The organism is uncultured Roseovarius sp. (genome assembly GCF_947259555.1).
GTDB lineage: Bacteria > Pseudomonadota > Alphaproteobacteria > Rhodobacterales > Rhodobacteraceae > Roseovarius.
Genome location: NZ_CAMYMD010000038.1, coordinates 58,627 through 77,991, shown reverse-complemented (window position 1 = coordinate 77,991; position 19,365 = coordinate 58,627). Strand labels below are relative to the sequence as shown.

General features: G+C 62.0%; 17 protein-coding genes and 1 pseudogene. 13 read left to right on the top strand and 5 right to left on the bottom strand.

Going from position 1 to position 19,365, the window contains the following annotated elements; all coding sequences use genetic code 11:
- The 3 genes and pseudogenes from Q0X85_RS07270 to Q0X85_RS07260 all read left to right on the top strand — a co-directional run.
- Positions 1–125, top strand: a pseudogene (locus Q0X85_RS07270) (S-(hydroxymethyl)glutathione dehydrogenase); the annotation flags it as partial.
- A gap of 112 nt (positions 126–237) precedes the next feature.
- Positions 238–1,107: a glutathione-dependent disulfide-bond oxidoreductase gene (gene yghU / locus Q0X85_RS07265; protein WP_297770940.1), complete on the top strand. Its 870-nt coding sequence runs from the start codon at positions 238–240 to the stop codon at positions 1,105–1,107.
- A gap of 63 nt (positions 1,108–1,170) precedes the next feature.
- Positions 1,171–1,893: an NYN domain-containing protein gene (locus tag Q0X85_RS07260; RefSeq protein ID WP_297770938.1), complete on the top strand. Its 723-nt coding sequence runs from the start codon at positions 1,171–1,173 to the stop codon at positions 1,891–1,893.
- Positions 1,894–1,920: 27 nt separating this feature from the next.
- Here Q0X85_RS07260 and sthA read toward each other — a convergent pair whose 3' ends face one another.
- The 4 genes from sthA to Q0X85_RS07240 all read right to left on the bottom strand — a co-directional run bounded on the left by sthA (position 1,921) and on the right by Q0X85_RS07240 (position 6,113).
- On the bottom strand, positions 1,921–3,357 hold the full coding sequence (gene sthA, locus Q0X85_RS07255) for a Si-specific NAD(P)(+) transhydrogenase (protein WP_297770937.1): 1,437 nt from the start codon (positions 3,355–3,357) through the stop codon (positions 1,921–1,923).
- A gap of 3 nt (positions 3,358–3,360) precedes the next feature.
- Complete coding sequence (gene fghA, locus Q0X85_RS07250) at positions 3,361–4,194, bottom strand: S-formylglutathione hydrolase (protein WP_297770935.1); 834 nt, start codon at positions 4,192–4,194, stop codon at positions 3,361–3,363.
- A 30-nt stretch (positions 4,195–4,224) separates the two neighbouring features.
- Entirely contained in the window at positions 4,225–5,157 is a 933-nt protein-coding gene (locus Q0X85_RS07245; RefSeq protein ID WP_297770934.1) for an AEC family transporter, read from the bottom strand.
- Between the two features lie 86 nt (positions 5,158–5,243).
- Entirely contained in the window at positions 5,244–6,113 is an 870-nt protein-coding gene (locus tag Q0X85_RS07240) for a helix-turn-helix transcriptional regulator (protein ID WP_297770932.1), read from the bottom strand.
- Positions 6,114–6,269: 156 nt separating this feature from the next.
- Between Q0X85_RS07240 and Q0X85_RS07235 the strand changes: the two genes are divergently transcribed.
- Together Q0X85_RS07235 and Q0X85_RS07230 are read left to right on the top strand one after the other, a co-directional pair.
- The gene (locus tag Q0X85_RS07235; RefSeq protein WP_297770930.1) at positions 6,270–7,184 is read left to right on the top strand and encodes an MBL fold metallo-hydrolase; all 915 of its coding nucleotides are present in this window, start codon (positions 6,270–6,272) and stop codon (positions 7,182–7,184) included.
- A gap of 4 nt (positions 7,185–7,188) precedes the next feature.
- Positions 7,189–8,136 carry an MBL fold metallo-hydrolase gene (locus Q0X85_RS07230; protein ID WP_297770928.1) on the top strand — a complete coding sequence of 316 codons (948 nt, stop codon included), beginning with the start codon at positions 7,189–7,191 and terminating at the stop codon, positions 8,134–8,136.
- A gap of 53 nt (positions 8,137–8,189) precedes the next feature.
- Here the strand turns inward: Q0X85_RS07230 and Q0X85_RS07225 are convergent, their stop codons facing one another.
- The gene (locus Q0X85_RS07225) at positions 8,190–9,374 is read right to left on the bottom strand and encodes a M24 family metallopeptidase (protein ID WP_297770927.1); all 1,185 of its coding nucleotides are present in this window, start codon (positions 9,372–9,374) and stop codon (positions 8,190–8,192) included.
- Between the two features lie 165 nt (positions 9,375–9,539).
- Here Q0X85_RS07225 and eutB point away from each other — a divergent pair, with 165 nt between their 5' ends.
- The 8 genes from eutB (at position 9,540) to Q0X85_RS07185 (ending at position 19,363) form a co-directional block, all read left to right on the top strand.
- Positions 9,540–10,541: a hydroxyectoine utilization dehydratase EutB gene (eutB, locus tag Q0X85_RS07220; protein ID WP_297770925.1), complete on the top strand. Its 1,002-nt coding sequence runs from the start codon at positions 9,540–9,542 to the stop codon at positions 10,539–10,541.
- The gene (locus Q0X85_RS07215; RefSeq protein ID WP_297770923.1) at positions 10,531–11,520 is read left to right on the top strand and encodes a cyclodeaminase; all 990 of its coding nucleotides are present in this window, start codon (positions 10,531–10,533) and stop codon (positions 11,518–11,520) included. Before eutB ends, Q0X85_RS07215 begins: the two co-directional genes overlap by 11 nt.
- Complete coding sequence (locus tag Q0X85_RS07210) at positions 11,517–11,990, top strand: Lrp/AsnC family transcriptional regulator (protein WP_297770921.1); 474 nt, start codon at positions 11,517–11,519, stop codon at positions 11,988–11,990. The genes Q0X85_RS07215 and Q0X85_RS07210 overlap by 4 nt, the downstream gene beginning before the upstream one ends.
- 107 nt (positions 11,991–12,097) lie before the next feature.
- A complete protein-coding gene (locus Q0X85_RS07205) occupies positions 12,098–13,573 on the top strand; it encodes an NAD-dependent succinate-semialdehyde dehydrogenase (protein WP_297770919.1) in 1,476 nt (491 codons plus the stop codon).
- Between the two features lie 78 nt (positions 13,574–13,651).
- Positions 13,652–15,022 carry an aspartate aminotransferase family protein gene (locus Q0X85_RS07200; protein ID WP_297770917.1) on the top strand — a complete coding sequence of 457 codons (1,371 nt, stop codon included), beginning with the start codon at positions 13,652–13,654 and terminating at the stop codon, positions 15,020–15,022.
- Between the two features lie 228 nt (positions 15,023–15,250).
- Positions 15,251–16,354, top strand: a complete 1,104-nt coding sequence (locus Q0X85_RS07195) for an ABC transporter ATP-binding protein (RefSeq protein ID WP_050662959.1) — start codon at positions 15,251–15,253, stop codon at positions 16,352–16,354.
- Positions 16,355–16,475: 121 nt separating this feature from the next.
- Positions 16,476–17,591, top strand: a complete 1,116-nt coding sequence (locus Q0X85_RS07190) for an extracellular solute-binding protein (RefSeq protein WP_297770913.1) — start codon at positions 16,476–16,478, stop codon at positions 17,589–17,591.
- A 104-nt stretch (positions 17,592–17,695) separates the two neighbouring features.
- Entirely contained in the window at positions 17,696–19,363 is a 1,668-nt protein-coding gene (locus Q0X85_RS07185; protein WP_297770911.1) for an ABC transporter permease, read from the top strand.
- Positions 19,364–19,365: the final 2 nt, after the last annotated feature.

The following is a 19,365-nucleotide window of genomic DNA, read 5'->3' as shown; positions in this document are numbered from 1 at the left end:
GGTACATGCAGGGCAAGATCGAGATCGACCCGATGATCACGCACACAATGCCCCTCGACGACATCAACAAAGGCTTCGACATGATGCACAACGGCGAAAGCATCAGAAGCGTCGTCGTCTATTGACGACTTTGCCCTGAAGACGATTTGCAACGCCGCACATCCCATGTGCGGCGTTTTGCATTGCAGCGCCAGCGTTGACACATAGCTTGATTTCAAAACCAGTAGAGGATCAAACATGAGCGATAACACGTACACCCCGCCTGAAGTCTGGACATGGGAGAGCGCATCGGGTGGCAAGTTCGCCTCGACAAACCGCCCCATCGCGGGACCGACGCATGACAAGGAATTGCCGCAGGGCAAGCATCCGTTCCAACTTCATTCTCTGGCCACGCCCAACGGCGTCAAGGTCACAGTGATGCTTGAGGAATTGCTGGCCGCCGGTCACGACGCAGAATACGACGCCTGGCTAATCAATATCGGTGAGGGCGATCAGTTTGGCAGCGGGTTTGTCGAAATCAACCCCAACTCCAAGATCCCGGCCTTGGTTGACCGTACCGGCGACACCCCGCTGAGGGTGTTCGAGAGTGGCTCGATCCTGATGCATCTGGCTGAAAAGTTCGACGCGTTTCTGCCCAGGGAGGGCCCTGTGCGCACCGAGGTGATCAACTGGCTGATGTGGCAGATGGGCAGCGCGCCCTATCTGGGCGGCGGCTTTGGTCACTTTTACGCCTACGCGCCCGAGAAATGGCAATATCCGATTGACCGATTCGCCATGGAGACCAAGCGACAACTCGATGTGCTCGACCGGCAACTGGCAGAGCGCCCCTATATCGCCGGGGATGATTACAGCATTGCCGATATCGCGATCTGGCCTTGGTACGGGCAATTGTGCCTCGGACGGCTTTACAGTGCCGCCACCTTTCTTGACGTGGAGAGCTACAAGAACGTCATGGCTTGGGCCAGAAAGATCGACGCCCGCCCGGCCGTACAGCGCGGTCGCATGGTCAACCGAAGCTTTGGCGAGCCGCATATGCAACTGCACGAACGCCATTCCGCCGAAGATTTCGAGACCAAGACGCAGGACAAGATCGGCGAGCACGCCTGAGACAGGCTAAATTGCTTTCGTCGTTGAGCGCGATCAGGCATGAAGGGGCAAAGGAGCCGCTTCATGCCCAACAATCGTGATACCCAACTCCTCGCTGTTCTGATCGACGCCGACAACGTTCCGGCGAAATACGCCGACTCTATCCTGCGCGAGGTCACCAGCTACGGCGAGCCCGGGCTGCGCCGCGTCTATGGCGACTGGTCAAGCCAGCAATTGTCGGGCTGGACACGGACAGCGCAGAATTTGGGCCTCGTCCAGCACCAGCAGACCGCCAATACCAAGGGCAAGAACGCCAGCGATATCGGGCTGGTGATCGATGCGATGGACATCCTGCACGCGGGCCATTTCGACGGCTTCGTGCTGGTCTCGTCGGACAGCGATTTCACCCGGCTGGCCAGCCGCATTCGCGAACAGGGGCTGACCGTGATCGGCATCGGCGAGGCCAAGGCACCAGACGCGCTCAAGAACGCCTGCAACCGATTCGTCGCCATCGAGAACATCTACGAGGATATGAGCGACGCCCCCCGCAGCGCCCCCAAAACCAAACTCGACAGCCAGCATATCGCCGATGCGCGGCGATTGATCTTCGACGCGATGGAAAAGATCGACAGCGATGATGAATGGTACCCGCTCGGGCGCATCGGCCAACAGATACAGGCCGACAAACCCGATTTCGACACGCGCAGCTACGGCAAGAAAAAGCTGAGCGACCTGATCAAGGAACTGAAAGTCTTCGAGACGCAATCAGGCCCGGGAAACCAGCTTCTGGTGCGCCGGGTGGATTGACAGGTTCGCGGGGATCACTCTCGAAACTCACGCTTTCTTAGCCGCCTTCCCGCTGCGCTTGACCTTGTATTCCTCGGGAATGGGCATGCGGTTGAAGGCATCGAGCCCGGCGATCTTGTAGGCCTCGGCGAGCGTCGGGTAGTTGAACGTGTTCTGCACGAAGTAATCCACCGTGCCCTTGAGGTTGAGCACCGCCTGCGCGATGTGGATCAGTTCGGTCGCCCCCTCGCCCACGATCTGCACGCCCAGGACCCGGCGGGTCTTGAGCGAGAAGAGCATCTTCAAGAGGCCGTGCTCCAGCCCCATGATATGCCCGCGCGAGGTCTCGCGGAAGCGCGCGACGCCCACCTCGTAGGGGATGCCGCGCTCCTGCATTTCCTCTTCGGACATGCCGCAGGTGGAAATCTCGGGGACCGAGTAGATGCCATAGGGGAACCAAGCGCTCTCGGGCAGGGTGGGTGTCTCCAGCGCGTCGCAGGCGGCGACGCGGCCCTGCTGCATCGAGGTTGAGGCCAGCGAGGGATGCCCGATCACGTCGCCCGCCGCATAGATATGCGGCACCGACGTCTGATAGGTCTTGCGATCCACCTCGAGCCGCCCGCGATGGTCGGTTTCCAGCCCGGCGGCGCCGAGGTTGAGCTTGTCCGTCGCCCCCATCCGCCCGGCGGCGAAAAGCAGCATCTCGGCGCGCACGTGGCGGCCATTGGCAAGGCTCACCTCCACGTGTTTGCCCGCGTCCTCGATCTTGTCGATGGCAGAGCCGAGGCGCAGATCGACACCGTTTTCGAGGATCTGATGGGTGAAATCCCGAATGATCGCGCGGTCGATGAAGTCGAGAAATGTCTCGCGCGGCTCGATCAGCGTGACCCGGACGTCGAGCGCGGAAAACATGGTCGCGTATTCCACCCCGATCACGCCCGCGCCCACCACGATCAAGCTGCGCGGGATCTGCCCAAGTTCGAGAAACTCGTCGCTGTCGACCACGGTGCTGCCGTTGAAGGGCACGGTATCGGGGCGGTAAGTCTTGGTCCCGGTCGAGATCAGGAACCGGTCGGCGGTCAGGCGCGTGACCTCGTCCGCATCGGTCGCCACCTCGACGGTATGGGCATCGGTGAAACGCGCCACACCGTTGAGCGTCTCGACATGGTTGCGGTTAAACTGATGCTCCAGCACGTCGACCTCATAGTCGAGCGTCTTGTGCAGGCGCATCTTGAGGTCCTGCGCCTCGATATCGTCCTTGACCCGGTAGGATCGCCCATAAAAGCTGCGCTCCCGCCAGCCCGAGAGGTTGAGCACCGTCTCGCGCAGGGTCTTGGAGGGGATCGTGCCGGTATGCACCGACACGCCGCCCAGCTTGTCCTTCTTGTCGATCACCAGCACCCGCCGCTCGAGCTTGCCGGCCTGAATGGCCGCCGCGCGACCGGCCGGGCCGGAACCGATGATGATCAGGTCGTAATGGCTCATGACTTACTCCGCATAAAGCGCCTCGGCATGGAAGGTGACGTGATCCTCCATGAAGGTGGAGATGAAGAAATAGCTGTGATCATAGCCCTTTTGCATGCGAAACACCCCCTCCTGCCGCCGCGCGGCCATGGCCTGTGCGAGGGTTTCGGGGCGCAGCAGGTCGAGGAACTGATCCGAGGTGCCGGTATCCACCAGAACCGGCCCGTCAAACCCGCGCTCGGCCATCAGCAGGCTCGCGTCATGGGCGGCCCATGCGCCCTCGTCCGCGCCGAGATAGGCCGCAAACTGCTTGCGGCCCCAATCGCCGCCCGTCGGGTTGCAGATGGGCGAAAACGCCGAGACCGAGCAGAACCGGCCCGGCAATGACATCGCCAGCGTCAGCGCGCCATGCCCGCCCATCGAATGGCCGGTGATCGACTGCCGGTCCATATCGACGGCAAAATTATTGCCGATCAGTGCGGGCAGCTCCTCGGCGACGTAATCCCACATGCGGAAATGCGGGGCCCAGGGGTCTTGGGTGGCGTTGACGTAAAAGCCCGCCCCCTGCCCCAGATCGAACGCGTCGTCATTGGCCACGCCATCGCCGCGCGGGCTTGTGTCGGGAAACACCAGCGCGATGCCCTGTTCCGCTGCCCAGCCCTGCGCGCCGGCCTTGACCATGGCGTTCTCATGGGTGCAGGTCAGGCCCGAGAGATACCATAGCACCGGCACCGGGCCGTCTTGCGCCTCGGCTGGCAAGAAAAGACCAAAGGTCATTTTGCCGCCACACACCTCGGAATCGTGGGAGTAGACCCCCTGAATGCCGCCAAAACAGGTGTTTTCCGAAACCGTTTCCATAACTCTCTCCTCTCAGGTCTAGATGACTGTTCAGTAAAGCTGGTTCACCCAGCCGATCACAAGCGACACTGTAACAATTGCTGCGGCAGTGGAAATCAATATTGAGGACGAGACCCGCTTGGGTGCGACCTCGTAATGCTGCGCCAGCATGAAGACATTTCCGGCCACCGGAAGGCTGGCCGCGGCGATCATAACCGCTCCGGCGTAGGGCTCGACATTGAACAGAACCAACACGGCAAAGGCGACAAAGAGTGGATGCAGCACCAGTTTGCAGAATGACAACCAACCCGCGATATGCGGCCGCTCTGCGGATTTGGACGCCAAGGATGCACCAATCGCAAAGAGCGCGCCCGGTGTCGCCGCGCCGCCGAGGATGCGCACGAAATCGTTGATCGGATCCGGAATAGGCAGGCGCAGCCCGGACCATGTCAGCCCCAGAACGATGGACACGATCATCGGGTTCTTGAGCAAGCCCAGACCCACGGTGCGCAAGATACCCAGGCTCAGGCGTCCGTCACGCGAGCCCGTGATCAGGATCACCACCAGCGAGCCGAACACGATCAGATCCACCGCCAGCACGATCATTACAGGCCCGATCGCCGCCTCGCCCATGAGCATCGCCAGCATCGGCACGCCCAGAAAACCCACATTGCCGATCACCGCGCATTGCGCCTCGATCGCGACCTCTTGGACATTGACCCGTCGCAGGAGGGCCACCAGTGTTGCGATGCCGTAGACAAACGCCGTCGCCCAGAGATACGCCGCGACGAACGTCCAATCCAGGACTTCGGCCAGCGACAGGTTGGCGGAAAACCGGAAGAGCATGGCCGACAGGGCAAAATAGAACACGAATTTCGTCAGCCACGCGGTCGCGGCCTCGGGGAAAAACCCGGTCCGTCCGGCGCCATATCCAAGCCCGATAATCAAAAAGAAAGGTAAGGTCTGGAGAAAGACGCTGAGCATGATCTGCGTGGTAGCAGGTTGTGGGGCGGCGTCAATCGCGTGCTGCGCTCAGCCATGGGGCGCATCATTGGCGGCCAGCTCTCCGTTCAGGGCGAAACCCACCTGACCTTGCCAAGACCGGCCAGATCGTACCCACCAAGCGCGGCCGCCTTGGCGATCATGGCGTCAGACCGCATAAAGCTGACCAGGCGTTGTACCGGCTCGGTGAAATAGCTGCGCCGGTCAATCAGCAGATCGAACCGTTCACAGACCAAGGGCCGAAATGCCAGTCGGAATTGACGCGCCATCGCCTCGATGCCGAGCGTCGCCTCTGCCTCTCCCGCGGCGACCGCCGCTGCCGCGTCACTCTCGGTATGTGCTGGTGTCGTTGGCGTCAGGATATCACTCGGAGCCAGCCCGGCCTCGGCCATCATGATATCGAAGAGAGCCGTGGTGCCCGCGCCCTCCTGCCTGAGGATCACGCGGCGACCGCGCAGATCGGCAACGCCCCTGACCATGTCGGCCACGCCGGGTGTCAGGATCAGGCCGCGCTCGCGTTCGGCCCAGCCGATCAAAACCACGCCTTGCAATCCGCGCGCCGCGACCGCCGCGATGTTCCAATCGTCTTCGCCCGGGATATGCAGCCCCGCAATTGCCGCTCCGCCCTCGGAAAAATGCGCCAGCCCATCGCAGCTTCCATTCCAGAGCGTGGCGAGCCCGGCTCCGCTTTCGCGCAGCGCCCAATCCAGCAAGGGATCGTGCGATCCAGTCACGAGCGCAGGTCGTTCGACTGGCTGCGCGGTGGCAGCCCCCTCGATCCACCCCATCAACTCACCATGAGGAAACAACAGTTTGCCAGTGATCTTGCGGTGCGGAATCTCGCCGTCCGAGACCATATCGTAGACCTTGCGCTCTTTGACGCGCAACAGATCTGCGACTTCCTTGGTCGTCAGGTAGGCGGGGCTTTCGTTTTCCATCGTACTCTGAATACCGCGTTATGGATCCCTTTGACGTGTTCCTATCCCATCCCGAAGCGGAAATCAGCAGCAAACACATCCCGAATTTTTCTTGTGTTCCGTGACGTCCGAGAGCATCATATTCACAAATACGAATAAATAAGGGAAGAGGAAAAGATGACACTGACCAGACGCCAGATACTTGCGGCCATGGGGGCGACCACAGTCTTTGGTTTGCCGCGCCCCGCCTTCTCTGCCACCCAGATCACGCTCGGCAAGGCAAAGCTCACCACTGTCAGCGATGGCAACCTCGTTTTGCCGATGGATTTCCTGCTCGGCGATCTGGCCGCATCCGACGCCGCCCCGATCCTTGCCAAACATGGCATCAGCGGTGACTCTATGGAGCCGCCCTGTAACCTCACCTTGCTGCAAGACGAGGATCGAACCGTCTTGTTCGACGCGGGCTCCGGTCACGCCTTCATGCCAAGCGCCGGGGAGGTTCTGGATGCGCTTGATGCGCTCGACATCGCGGCCGAGGATATCACCCATGTGCTCTTTACCCATGCCCATCCGGATCATCTTTGGGGCGTTCTTGACGACTTCGACGATCCCGTCTTCACCAATGCCACCCATATGATCGGGCAGGCCGAATGGGACTATTGGAGTGATCCAGAGACGGTGAACACAATTGGCGAGGCGCGGGCCAGTTTTGCAGTCGGCGCGGCCCGGCGGCTCGCGGCAATCGAGGACCGAATGGAGTTCATCACGGGCGGGCAAGAAGTTTTGCCCGGCGTCATGACCCATGACACTCCCGGACATACGCCCGGACATCTTGCTTTCGAGGTGCGCCAGGACGGAAACGCCGCGCTGATCGTGGGGGATGCGATCGGCAATGGCCATCTGGCGTTCGAGCGTCCGAATTGGCCGAGCGGATCGGATCAGGATGCCGAGACCGGCATCGCCACGCGCCTGAGGTTGCTGGATCAGCTTGCCACCGATCAGATGGCTATGGTCGGCTTTCACCTCCCCAATGGTGGTTTGGGCCGGGTCGAGCGCATGGGCGACGCCTATCGTTTCTTGACGGAGGTCTGACCTGATGCGCGCACTCATGACCGTCCTGACAGTCCTCGTCGGAAGCTCCGCGATCGCCAGCGAGGACATCGCTGACCAATACCCCGCCTCCCTGCTCTATTCCAAGCCGGTCGAAGTAATCCCGCATGTCTGGTCCGCCATCGGCGCCACCGCACCGCCCACCTACGAGAATGCGGGGCATAACAACAACCTCAGCTTCATCGTGACCGGCGATGGCGTGGTGGTGATCAACGGTGGCGCGTCATACGGTCTCGCCCGCGCCCTGCATGACGAGATCAGGACACTCACCGATCAACCGGTGAAACTGGTGCTCAACGAAAACGGTCAGGGCCATGCGATGCTGGGCAATGCCTACTGGTCCGAACAGGGCGTGCCCATCGTCGCGCATGAGGACGCGGCGGCGGAATTCGAGAACCATGGCGGCACTGACCTGCAAGCAGCGCGGCGCATCACCAGGGAACGCGCCGAGGGAACCGAAGCGGTCCTGCCCACAGAGACGTTCAGCGATGACTATATCATCGACATGGGCGATTTTCGAATCGAGGCCCGCTATCTCGGCCCGGCGCATAGTGCGGGCGACATCGTCGTCTGGCTGCCGGAACAAAGCCTCGTGATTTCAGGCGACATGGCCTTTCACGAACGCATGCTGCCGATCTTTCCGGAAACGAACACGCGCGATTGGCTGGAAACGTGGGACACGGCGTTCGAGCCGCTCGGTGCCACCTATGTCATACCCGGTCACGGCCATCCGACAAACATGGATCAGGTGCGCCGCTATACCAAAGGCTATTTGGAATACCTGCGCGCGCGCATCGGCGAACATATCGACGCGGGCGGTGACCTGACCGACGCCTATTACGTGGATCAGTCCCCCTATGCCCGTCTGGATACGTACGAGGAACTGGCCACCAAGAATGCCGGTCGCGTCTACGAGCAGATGGAATGGGAATAAGTGTCGGGAACGCGTATCGCCCCCACGGTTCAGCACGTGGGGGCTTTTACTGATCAGTCCTTGACGAACATCTTGCGCGGCCGGTTGCAGAAGGTTTCTGCCGGGCCGGTCTCCTTGATCAGGATCGACTCGGTGATCTCGAGGCCCCAATCGGACATCCACAACCCCGGCATGAAGTGAAACGTCATGCCGGGTTCCAGCACGGTTTCATCCTCGGAGCGCAGGCTGATCGTGCGCTCGCCCCAGTCGGGCGGATAGCTGAGGCCGATGGGATAGCCGCAGCGCGCGCCACGTTCGATCCCGGCACGTTCCAGCGGCGCCGCAAGCGCATTGGCGACGTCGCAGGCACGATTGCCCGCCGCTGCCGCCTCGAGCCCGGCCTCCAGCCCCTCGACCAGCGCCTTTTCCGCGTCGAGCAGGAATTGCGGCGGCTTGCCGAGGAACAGCGTCCGGCAGAAAGGCGCGTGATAGCGGCGGTAGCAGCCTGAAATCTCGAAGAACGTCGCCTCGCCGGTGGCAAATTCACGCCCGTTCCATGTCAGGTGCGGCGCGGCGGCGTCTGAGCCCGACGGCAACAGCGGCACGATGGCCGGATAATCGCCCCACGCGCCTTCAACGCCGCGGATGGCGTCGCGAAAGATCTCGGCGACGATTTCGTTCTTGGCAATGCCCGGCTCGACCCGCTCGAAGAGGCCATCGGTAATCTTTTCCGAGATCGCAGCCGCCTTGCGAATAAAGGCCAGTTCCTCGTCGGATTTCACGCCGCGCTGCCAGTTCACAAGGCTCGTCACATCAAGGAACGTCGCCTCTGGCAGTTCCTCACGCAGGGTCTGCATGGCCTTGGCGGAGAAATAGTAATTGTCCATCTCCACGCCGATCCGCTTGTCCGCCAGCCCCATGCCGGTCAGACGTTCGGCCAGATCCTGCATCGGGTGACGCTCGAAGGATTGGACATAGTTGTCGGGATAGCCGATCACACGGTCATCGGTCATCCAGACGGTGCGCACGCCGCCATTGGCATCCTGATTGCGGCCCCACCAGATCGGATCGGCATCGGGAAACACCAGCACGCCCTGATGCACATAGAAGGACCAGCCGTCATAGCCGGTGATCCAGTGCTGGTTCGAGGGGTCGGTGACGAAGATCGCGTCGAGATCGCGCGCGGCCATGGCGGCGCGGGTTTTCTCGAGGCGGCGCTGATATTCCTGGTCGGAGAAGGGAAGGTCTTTTTCGATCATTTCAGGGCCCGTCGGTTGGAGATTTTGCCCGGTTAGGGGTTTTTTGACCGGGCTGCCCCAAGAAATACGCCACCGCATGTCGTTTTCAGGCCGTATGATGACGCAGAGTTGACGATAGGCTGCACCGCGCGCAGATTGCGCACAGATTTTGAAAAGGAGACAGCGATGCGCCCGGTTCTCGCCGATGTTCACGCCGCCGCGAAGGTGATCGCCGGGGTGGCCGATGCCACGCCGCTGGTGCCGTCGCCGCATATGAGTGCGGTTTGCGGGCATGATTTCCTGCTCAAGCTGGAGAACATGCAACCCATCGGCGCGTTCAAGCTGCGCGGTGCGCTCAACGCCGTGGCGGGGGTGCGCGAGGCGGCGGGGGTGACCTGCTGCTCCACCGGCAATCACGGGCGCGGCGTGGCCTATGCGGCGCGCGAGCGGGGTATTCGCGCCGTCATCTGCATGTCGGAACTGGTGCCGCAAGCCAAGGTCGACGGCATTCGCGCGCTGGGGGCCGAGGTCTGCATCATCGGGCGCAGTCAGGATGATGCGCAGGCCGAGGCCGAGCGACTGGTGCGAGAGGAGGGGCTGACCGAGATCTCGCCCTTTGACGATCCGCTTGTGATCGCGGGCCAGGGCACCATCGGGCTCGAGATCATGGCGGCGCGGCCTGATACCGAGGTGCTGCTGGTGCCCTTGTCGGGCGGCGGGCTGGCCGCCGGTGTGGCGATGGCCGCCAAGGCGATCAAACCGTCGATCCGTGTCGTGGGCATCAGCATGGACCGCGGCGCCGCGATGCACGAGAGCCTGCGCGCCGGCCGCCCCGTCGAGGTCGAGGAGGTGGCGAGCCTCGCCGACAGCCTCGGCGGCGGCATCGGCATGCAGAACCGGCTGAGCTTTCCGATGTGCCGCGATCTGCTGGACGAGGTGGTGCTGGTGACCGAGGACGACATCTACCACGCCATGCAGGTGCTCTATTACGAAGACCGGATCGTGGCCGAGGGGGCCTGCGTCGTGGGCCTCGCGGCGGTGCTCTCGGGCAAGGTGAGCGTCACGGGACCGGCCGCCACCATCATCACCGGCCGCAACCTCGATATGGAGATGTTCACCCGGGTCATCACCGGGCAGGACGTGAAACTGGGTGATATGGTGATTGAGGGCAAGCGATATGGCACATGACATTCGGATCGTGACCGAGGCGGAATTGCGCGCCGCCGTGACGCTCGACCGCGACACCGTGAGGGTGATCGAGCAGGCCTTTGGCGCGCTGTCGGATGGCGGGGTGGTGATGCCGCCGGTGATGTCGATGGAGCTCGCCGAGGCGCATGGCGAGGTCGATGTGAAAACCGCCTATATCCCGGGCCTTGACGGGTTCGCGATCAAGGTCAGCCCCGGTTTTTTCGACAATCCCAAGCTGGGCCTGCCCAGCCTCAATGGCTTGATGATCCTTTTCTCGGCCCGGACCGGGCTGGTCGAGGCGGTGTTTCTGGATAATGGCTACCTGACCGATCTGCGCACGGCGGCGGCGGGGGCGGTCGCGGCGCAATACCTCGCGCCCGATCTTGTTCATACTGCAGGCGTGATCGGCACCGGCGTGCAGGCCCGGCTTCAGGCGCGCGCGGCGCATCTGGTGCGAAAGTATGACCGGCTGCTGATCTGGGGACGGGACGCGGAGAAGGCGCGCGCCTGCGCCGAGGATCTGGCGGACCTCAAATGCGATATTCGCGTGGTCGACAACCCCGCGGATCTGGTCGCGGCGAGCCAATTGGTGATCACCACCACCCCCGCCAGGGAACCGGTGATCAAGGCCGAGTGGCTGCATCCCGAGTTGCACATCACCGCCATGGGCTCGGATCAGGCGGGCAAGAACGAGATCGACCCAAAGGCGCTGGTGCAGGCCGATCTCTACGTTGCCGACCGCGCCCCGCAGGCGCAATCGCTGGGCGAATTGCGCGCCGCATTGCAAGCGGGTCTCTGGGCCGAGGGTAGCCCGGCCGAACTGGGCGACGTGATTCGGGGCCGCGCGCGCGGGCGGCGCGATGCGTCCGAGGTGACGATCTGCGACCTCACCGGCACCGGCGCGCAGGACACGGCGATCGCCACCCATGTCATGGCGCGCCTTGCGGGCCGCGAGGTGGGCACGGTGATCCATACATGAGGCTCGACGCGCGCGACCTGGAAATCCTGCGGGTGCTGGCCGATGAGGGGCGCATCACCAAGGCGCAACTGGCGGCCCGCGTCGGCCTCTCGGCAAGCCCCTGCTGGGAGCGGCTGAAACGGCTGGAAGAGGCCGGGCTGATCGAGGGCTATCACGCCCGCATCAGCCTCAAGAAGCTGGGGCCGCATGTGACGGTCTTTGTTGCGGTTGAACTGGCGGACCACACGCCGGCGTCTTTCCACGCCTTCGAGGACAGCGTGCAACATTACGGCGAGGTGACGGCCTGTTGGGCCCTGGGCGGCGGGTTCGATTACCTGATGCAGATCGTGACCCGCGACATCGACGCCTATCAGCGGCTCATCGACCAGATGCTGGAGGCCCGGATCGGGCTGGCGCGGTATTTCACCTATATCGTAACCAAGCCGGTCAAATCCCCGCGCCTGCCACCGCTGGAGATGTTTTTCGAATGATTCTCCGGAAATTTGCGCCCTGAGAAGAAGAAGATTCTGCAAGCGGCGCTCAGTTCAGCCCCACCCTCTGCTCACACAGTATATTTTTCTGCGCAAAGGAGGGCCTCATGTCTGATTCAGCAATCTGGACCCGGAACGGGATCACCGACACGCGCCTTGTGCGCAGTTTTGCCTATCTGGGCGGCAAATGGGTGGCCGGCGAGGATGGTGAGACCATCGCCGTGCGCAACCCCGGCGACGGCGCGGCGCTTGGCGACGTGGCCAGCCTCAGCGCCGATCAGGCGCGGCTGGCGGTCGATGCCGCGCAAGACGCGTTCGACGATTGGGCGATGACCCTGCCACAGGACCGCTCTGCCATTCTGCGCCGCTGGTTCGACCTGATGATCGAGCATAAAGAAGATCTGGCGCGGATCATGGTGCTGGAACAGGGCAAGCCCCTGTCAGAGGCGCGGGGCGAGATCGACTACGCCGCGAGTTTCGTGGAATATTACGCCGAGGAATCCAAGCGCCCCAATATCGAGGGCGTGACCAGCCACCTGCCCGATGCCGAGGTCGAATTGTGGCTGGAGCCGGTGGGCGTCGCTGCCCTCATCACCCCGTGGAATTTCCCCGCCGCTATGCTCACGCGCAAGGCGGCGGCGGCGATGGCGGCAGGCTGCACCGTGGTGGCGCATCCGAGCGGAGAGACTCCCTATTCCGCGCTGGCGCTGGCGGAACTGGCCGAGCGCGCAGGCATCCCGGCGGGCGTGTTCAACGTGGTCACGGGCCGCGCCGCAACGGTGGTGGAGCCCTGGACGAGTGACACCCGCGTGCGCGCGCTCAGCTTTACCGGCTCGACCAATATCGGGCAATTGCTCTATCGCCAATGCGCGGGCACGGTGAAGAAACTGGTCATGGAACTGGGCGGTCACGCCCCGGTGATCGTGTTCAAGAATGCCGATCTTGAAACCTCGGTCGAGGAATCGATCAAGGCCAAGTTCGCCACCTCCGGGCAGGATTGTCTGGGCGCCAACCGCATCTACGTGGAGCGCGCGATCTACGACGAATTCTGCCGCCGCTTTACCGACGCGACACAGACACTCAGGATCGGGCACGGTATGGACGATCCCGATATCGGCCCGCTGATGAACGAAAAGGCGGTGCAGAAACAGGAAGAACATGTGGCCGATGCGCTCAAGCACGGCGCGAAACTGGCCTGCGGCGGGCAGCGTGACGACCTTGGCCCGCTGTTCTACCAGCCCACGGTGCTGACCGATGTGCCGGATAGCGCCGCGATCATGTGCGACGAGACCTTTGGCCCGGTGGCGGCGATCACGCCGTTCGACACCGAGGACGAGGTGGTGCGCCGCGCCAATGCCACAGAATTCGGCCTGATCGCCTATTTGCACAGCCACGACCCGCGCCGCATCTACCGGATGACCCGGGCGCTGCAATTCGGCATGGTCGCGGTGAACCGCACCAAGGTCACCGGCGCGCCCATTCCCTTTGGCGGGGTCAAGCAATCTGGCCTGGGCCGCGAAGGCGCAAGGCGCGGCATGGAGGAATTCATGGAGATCAAGTATGTCTGCCGCGATTGGGCGTGAGCAGACGAAATCTTGAAAAGATTTCGGCCCGGAATTTTTGAAAATTCCGGCGCCCCAGAACAAGCGAAAGGAAAAACCATGCTGCGCAATGACCAACTCGATCAATGGGATCGCGAGAATTTCTTCCACCCCTCGACGCACCTTGCGCAATTCGCGCGCGGCGAGGCCCCGAACCGGATCATCACCGGCGGCAGCGGCAGCCATATCGAGGATCGCGAGGGCAACCGCCTGCTCGACGCCTTCGCCGGGCTCTACTGTGTCAACGTCGGCTACGGGCGCGAGGCAATCGCCGATGCGATCGCCGATCAGGCCAAGGAACTTGCCTATTACCACGCCTATGTCGGCCACGGCACAGAGGCGTCGATCACGCTCGCCAAGATGATCCTCGACCGCGCGCCCGATCACATGTCCAAGGTCTATTTCGGCCTCTCGGGCAGTGACGCCAACGAGACCAACATCAAGTTGATCTGGTATTACAACAACATCCTAGGCCGTCCCGAGAAGAAAAAGATCATCTCGCGCTGGCGCGGCTACCACGGCTCTGGCCTGATGACCGGCTCGCTCACGGGGCTGCATCTCTTTCATCAGAAATTCGATCTGCCGCTGGCGCAGGTGCTCCACACGACAGCCCCGTATTACTATCGCCGCGACGATGTGAACATGACCGAGGACCAGTTTGTCGCCCATTGCGCGGCAGAGCTGGAGGGGCTGATCGCGCGCGAGGGGGCCGACACCATTGCCGCCTTCATCGGCGAGCCGGTTCTGGGCACCGGCGGCATCGTGCCGCCGCCTGCCGGGTATTGGGAGGCGATCCAGCCGATTCTGGAAAAGCACGACATCCTGCTCGTTGCCGATGAGGTCGTCACCGGGTTTGGCCGTCTTGGCACCATATTCGGCTCCGAGCATTACGGGCTCAAGCCCGATCTCATCACCATCGCCAAGGGGCTGACCTCGGCTTATGCGCCGCTCTCGGGCAGCATCGTCAGCGACAAGATGTGGAAGGTGCTGGAGCAGGGCACCGACGAGAACGGCCCCATCGGCCATGGCTGGACCTATTCGGCGCATCCGATCGGCGCGGCGGCGGGTGTGGCCAACCTCAAGCTGCTGGACGAGTTGGACCTGATCGCCAACAACCGAGAGGTGGGCGGCTATCTCAATCGCACCATGGCCGAGGCGCTCGGGGATCACCCGCATGTCGGTGAGGTGCGCGGCGAAGGGATGCTCTGTGCGGTGGAGTTCGTCAAGGATCGCGACAGCCGCACCTTCTTTGACGCCGCCGACAAGGTGGGGCCACAGATTTCCGCCGCGCTCGCCGCCGATCACGTCATCGCACGGGCGATGCCGCAGGGCGATATCCTGGGATTCGCCCCACCCTTCTGCCTGACCAAGGCCGAGGCCGACGAGGTGGTGGAAAAAACTGCAAAGGCGGTGAAAACCATCCTCGGATAAAATACAATCCGCGCGAAGGGGCCGTCAGGGATCACTCTGGCGGCCGTTTCTTGCACTCCTGGATGAAGGACATTCGACTGAATCCGGTGATCTGGCAGGCAAATTGACCTGCGACGCCGGGAATCTTGCAAAAAGGGTCGCTGTTCACTTGCATCACTGGAGATTTGGCGTTTTAGTCTTTGCCGAACGTGGAAAAATTCACGACGTATAAACAACAGGGAGCCTACGTTGGCTGATACCGGAAACAACGACGCGTTCGTTGCGTTTGAACGCGTGCAGAAAAGCTACGACGGCGAAACGCTTGTCGTGAAAGACCTCAACCTCTCGATGCCCAAAGGCGAGTTTCTGACCATGCTCGGGCCGTCGGGGTCCGGAAAGACGACTTGCCTGATGATGCTCGCGGGCTTCGAGACCGCCACCCATGGCGAGATCAAGCTCGACGGGGTCAGCATCAACAACATCCCGCCGCACAAGCGCGGCATCGGCATGGTCTTTCAGAACTATGCGCTGTTTCCGCACATGACCATCGCCGAGAATCTCAGCTTTCCGCTGGAGGTGCGCAAGATCGGCAAGTCGGATCGCGAGGCCAAGGTCAAGCGCGCACTCGAGATGGTCGAGATGGGTGATTTCGGCGGGCGTCGCCCGGCGCAGCTCTCTGGCGGGCAGCAGCAGCGCGTGGCACTGGCGCGGGCGCTGGTGTTCGAGCCGGAACTGGTGCTTATGGACGAGCCGCTCGGCGCCCTCGACAAGCAGCTGCGCGAGAAGATGCAGTTCGAGATCACGCATCTCGCGCATGAACTGGGGATCACCACGGTCTACGTGACCCATGACCAGACCGAGGCGCTGACCATGTCTGACCGGGTCGCGGTGTTCAACGATGGCAAGATCCAGCAACTCGCACCGCCGGACGAGCTTTACGAGAGCCCGCAAAACAGTTTCGTCGCGCAGTTCATCGGTGAGAACAACACCCTCGAAGGCACGGTGAAAGAGATCAAGAACGGCCTTGCACTTGTCCAGCTCGACGATGGCGGGCTGATCGACGCCAAGCCCGTGAACGTGGAAAAGCCGGGCGACCGCACCCTGATCTCGATCCGCCCCGAGCGGGTGGAATTCAACCGTGAGCGCCTCAGCCCGGATGCCCATACGCTCAAGGCCGAGGTGGTCGAATTCATCTATATGGGCGACATCTTCCGCACCCGCCTGCGGGTGGCGGGCACGGATGAGTTCATCATCAAGACACGCAACGCCCCCGACCAGCGCCGCCTGCAACCGGGCGAGCAGATCGAGATCGGCTGGCTGCCCGACGATTGCCGCGCGCTCGACGCGACATAAGTCTTACGGATATTCGCAGCGGCGGCCTCCGCCGGTGCGGGTTGAGCGAGGCTCCGGATGTTTCCACCCGTGACACGGGGCCCATTCACCAAAACGGGACCAAAAAACTGGGAGTATGTTCATGAAACTCACGAAAACCCTGCTTGCGACGACGGCTCTGACCGTTGCGGCTGGCGCGTCTGCGACTGCGCAGGAGATGGCCGACAGCATGACGCTTGTGTCCTGGGGCGGTGCCTATCAGGAAAGCCAGCAGAAAGCCTATGTCGAACCCTATCTTGCCAACAATCCCGGCGTATCGGCGACATGGGACGAAAGCTCGGCGGAGGCCGTCGCCAAGCTGCGCGCGATGAACGAGGCTGGCAACGTGACCTGGGATCTCGTCGACGTCGTGGCCTCGGACGCGATGCGCCTGTGTGACGAGGGCCTCGCCATGGAGCTCGACCACGACGAGGTTCTGGCCGCAGCCCCCGATGGCACCGATGCGAGCGACGATTTTGGCGACCTGATCGTCAGCGATTGCTTTGTTCCGCAGATCGTCTACTCGACCACGTTTGGCTATCGCACCGACATGGTACCGGAAGGCACAGAGCCCCCGAGCAGCATCTGCGACGTGTTTGACCTGGAAACCTATCCGGGCAAGCGGTCGCTGCAAAAGCGCCCGATCGACAACATGGAGTGGGCACTCTACTGCGATGGCGTGGCCAAGGACGAGATCTATGATGTGCTGGGCACGGATGAGGGCGTAGACCGCGCGCTTGCCAAGCTCGATACGATCAAGGATCAGGTTGTCTGGTGGTCGGCCGGCGCGGAAACACCCCAGCTCCTGGCGGACGGCGAGGTTTTCCTCGGTTCGACCTATAACGGACGTCTGTTCTCGGCCATCGCCGAGCAGGATCAGCCGATCGGCATGATGTGGGACATGCAGTCCTTCGATCTTGACGGCTGGATTGTTCCCGCCGGTCTGCCTGAAGATCGCCTGGCCCGTGTCATGGACTTCCTGAAGTTCGCGACCGACACGCAGCGCCTCGCAGATCAGGCTGCTTATATCTCCTACGGTCCGGCACGCGAATCGTCCGCTCCGCTGGTGGGTAAGCACGCCGAGCTCGGGATTGAAATGGCTCCGCATATGCCGACAGACCCGGCCAACGCGACCAACGTCCACATCTACGACTACGAATGGTGGGCGGATAACCGCGATGATCTGGACGCCAAGTTCCAGGCATGGCTGGCTCAATAAGCACGCCTTGAACATCGAGAGGGGGCTGAAAGGCCCCCTCTTTTCGGACCGGGCGCAAGATCCGGATCTCAATAATCATAACAGATCAGTCCGACGGGGATGACATGAGCGATACCTCTGACACCGGCCCGGTGCTTGCCGCTGACGGCACGCCACTGAAACGCAGCTTGAGACGCGCATTGCGCGCGCAAAAGATGCGGGCCCTCGCGCTCATAGCGCCGCTGCTGATTTTTGTACTGGTTGCGTTTATCGCCCCTATTGCGGACATGCTGTTCCGCTCGGTCGAGAACCAGATCGTTGGCAATACCCTCCCGATGACGGTCGAGGAACTGCGCGACTGGGATGGCGAGGAGCTACCAGAGGAAACCACTTTCAGAGCACTTTATTTCGATCTGTTCCTCGCCTCCGAGGCCAAGGAGCACACCAAGCTGGGCAGCCGCCTGAACTACGAGGAAAGCGGCGTGTCGTCGCTCTTTCGCACGACGGGGCGCGATGTGGACGACATGGGCGAGGTCTTTCAGGACGCGCTCGAAGAGATCAGCCCAGAGTTTGAAGAGGCGCAAGTCTGGTATGACATGATGTCGGGAGGCGAGGGCGCGGACAGCAACGAACGCCTGCTCTCCAACCAGATCGGTCGTCTCGAGCAGCTCGAATCCGACATCTACAGCGGCGATGTAGGCTTTGTGCCCGGTGCCGCAATATCTGACATATTGCCCAACACCGCACGGGCATACTCCGCCTTTGCCGCCTTTGTCCATTTCATCGACGAGGATGTCGTTGCGGAGGAAGACCCCTGGGAAGCGGTGTATGCCGCACTCGCGCTCGATCTGGAAGATCCGGGCACGGTGACGGCGTTGGCCACTTACGATGGTCCTGGTGCCGATATCCTGCGCCAGGCCGCAGCTGCAGAGTTGCCGCCGGTCGACATGCAAACTGCGTTCATCGAATCCAACGAGGACTGGAGCCGGGTCGAATACTGGGAGGTGATCCAAACCTATTCGCCACCCTACACGACCGGTTATTTCCTCAACGCCGTGGACATGGAAAAGACCACCGAGGGCATTGCCCTGCGCGATGAGGACGAGCGCATCTACGGCATCCTGTTCAAGCGTACGATGTTCATGTCGATGATGATCACCTTCAGCTGCATCGCGCTCGGCTATCCGATTGCTTGGATCCTTGCAAACCTGCCGGCACGCACGGCGAACCTGTTGATGATTCTTGTTCTGCTGCCGTTCTGGACATCGCTTCTGGTGCGGACGAGCGCCTGGAAGGTGATGTTGCAACAACAGGGGGTCATCAATGATGTCCTGGTCTGGCTGGGCCTTGTCGCGGATGAAAGCCGGTTGGTGATGATCAACAACCAGTTCGGCACGATCGTGGCGATGACGCATATCCTGTTGCCGTTCATGATCCTGCCAATGTATTCGGTGATGCAGACGATCCCGCCGAGCTACCTGCGTGCGGCCAAGAGCCTTGGCGCCACTCCGTTCACCGCGTTCCGGCGGGTCTATTTCCCGCAATCGGTGCCGGGCATCGGCGCGGGCTCGATCCTCGTCTTCATCCTCGCCATCGGCTATTACATCACACCCGAAATCGTCGGCGGCACGACCGGCACGTTCATCTCGAACCGGATCGCCTATCATATCTCGACCTCGCTGAACTGGGGTCTTGCGGCCGCACTCGGGTCTATTCTCCTGGCGGTGGTTCTGATCCTGTACTGGGCCTATGACAAGATTGTCGGCATCGACAACGTGAAGCTGGGGGGCTGAGC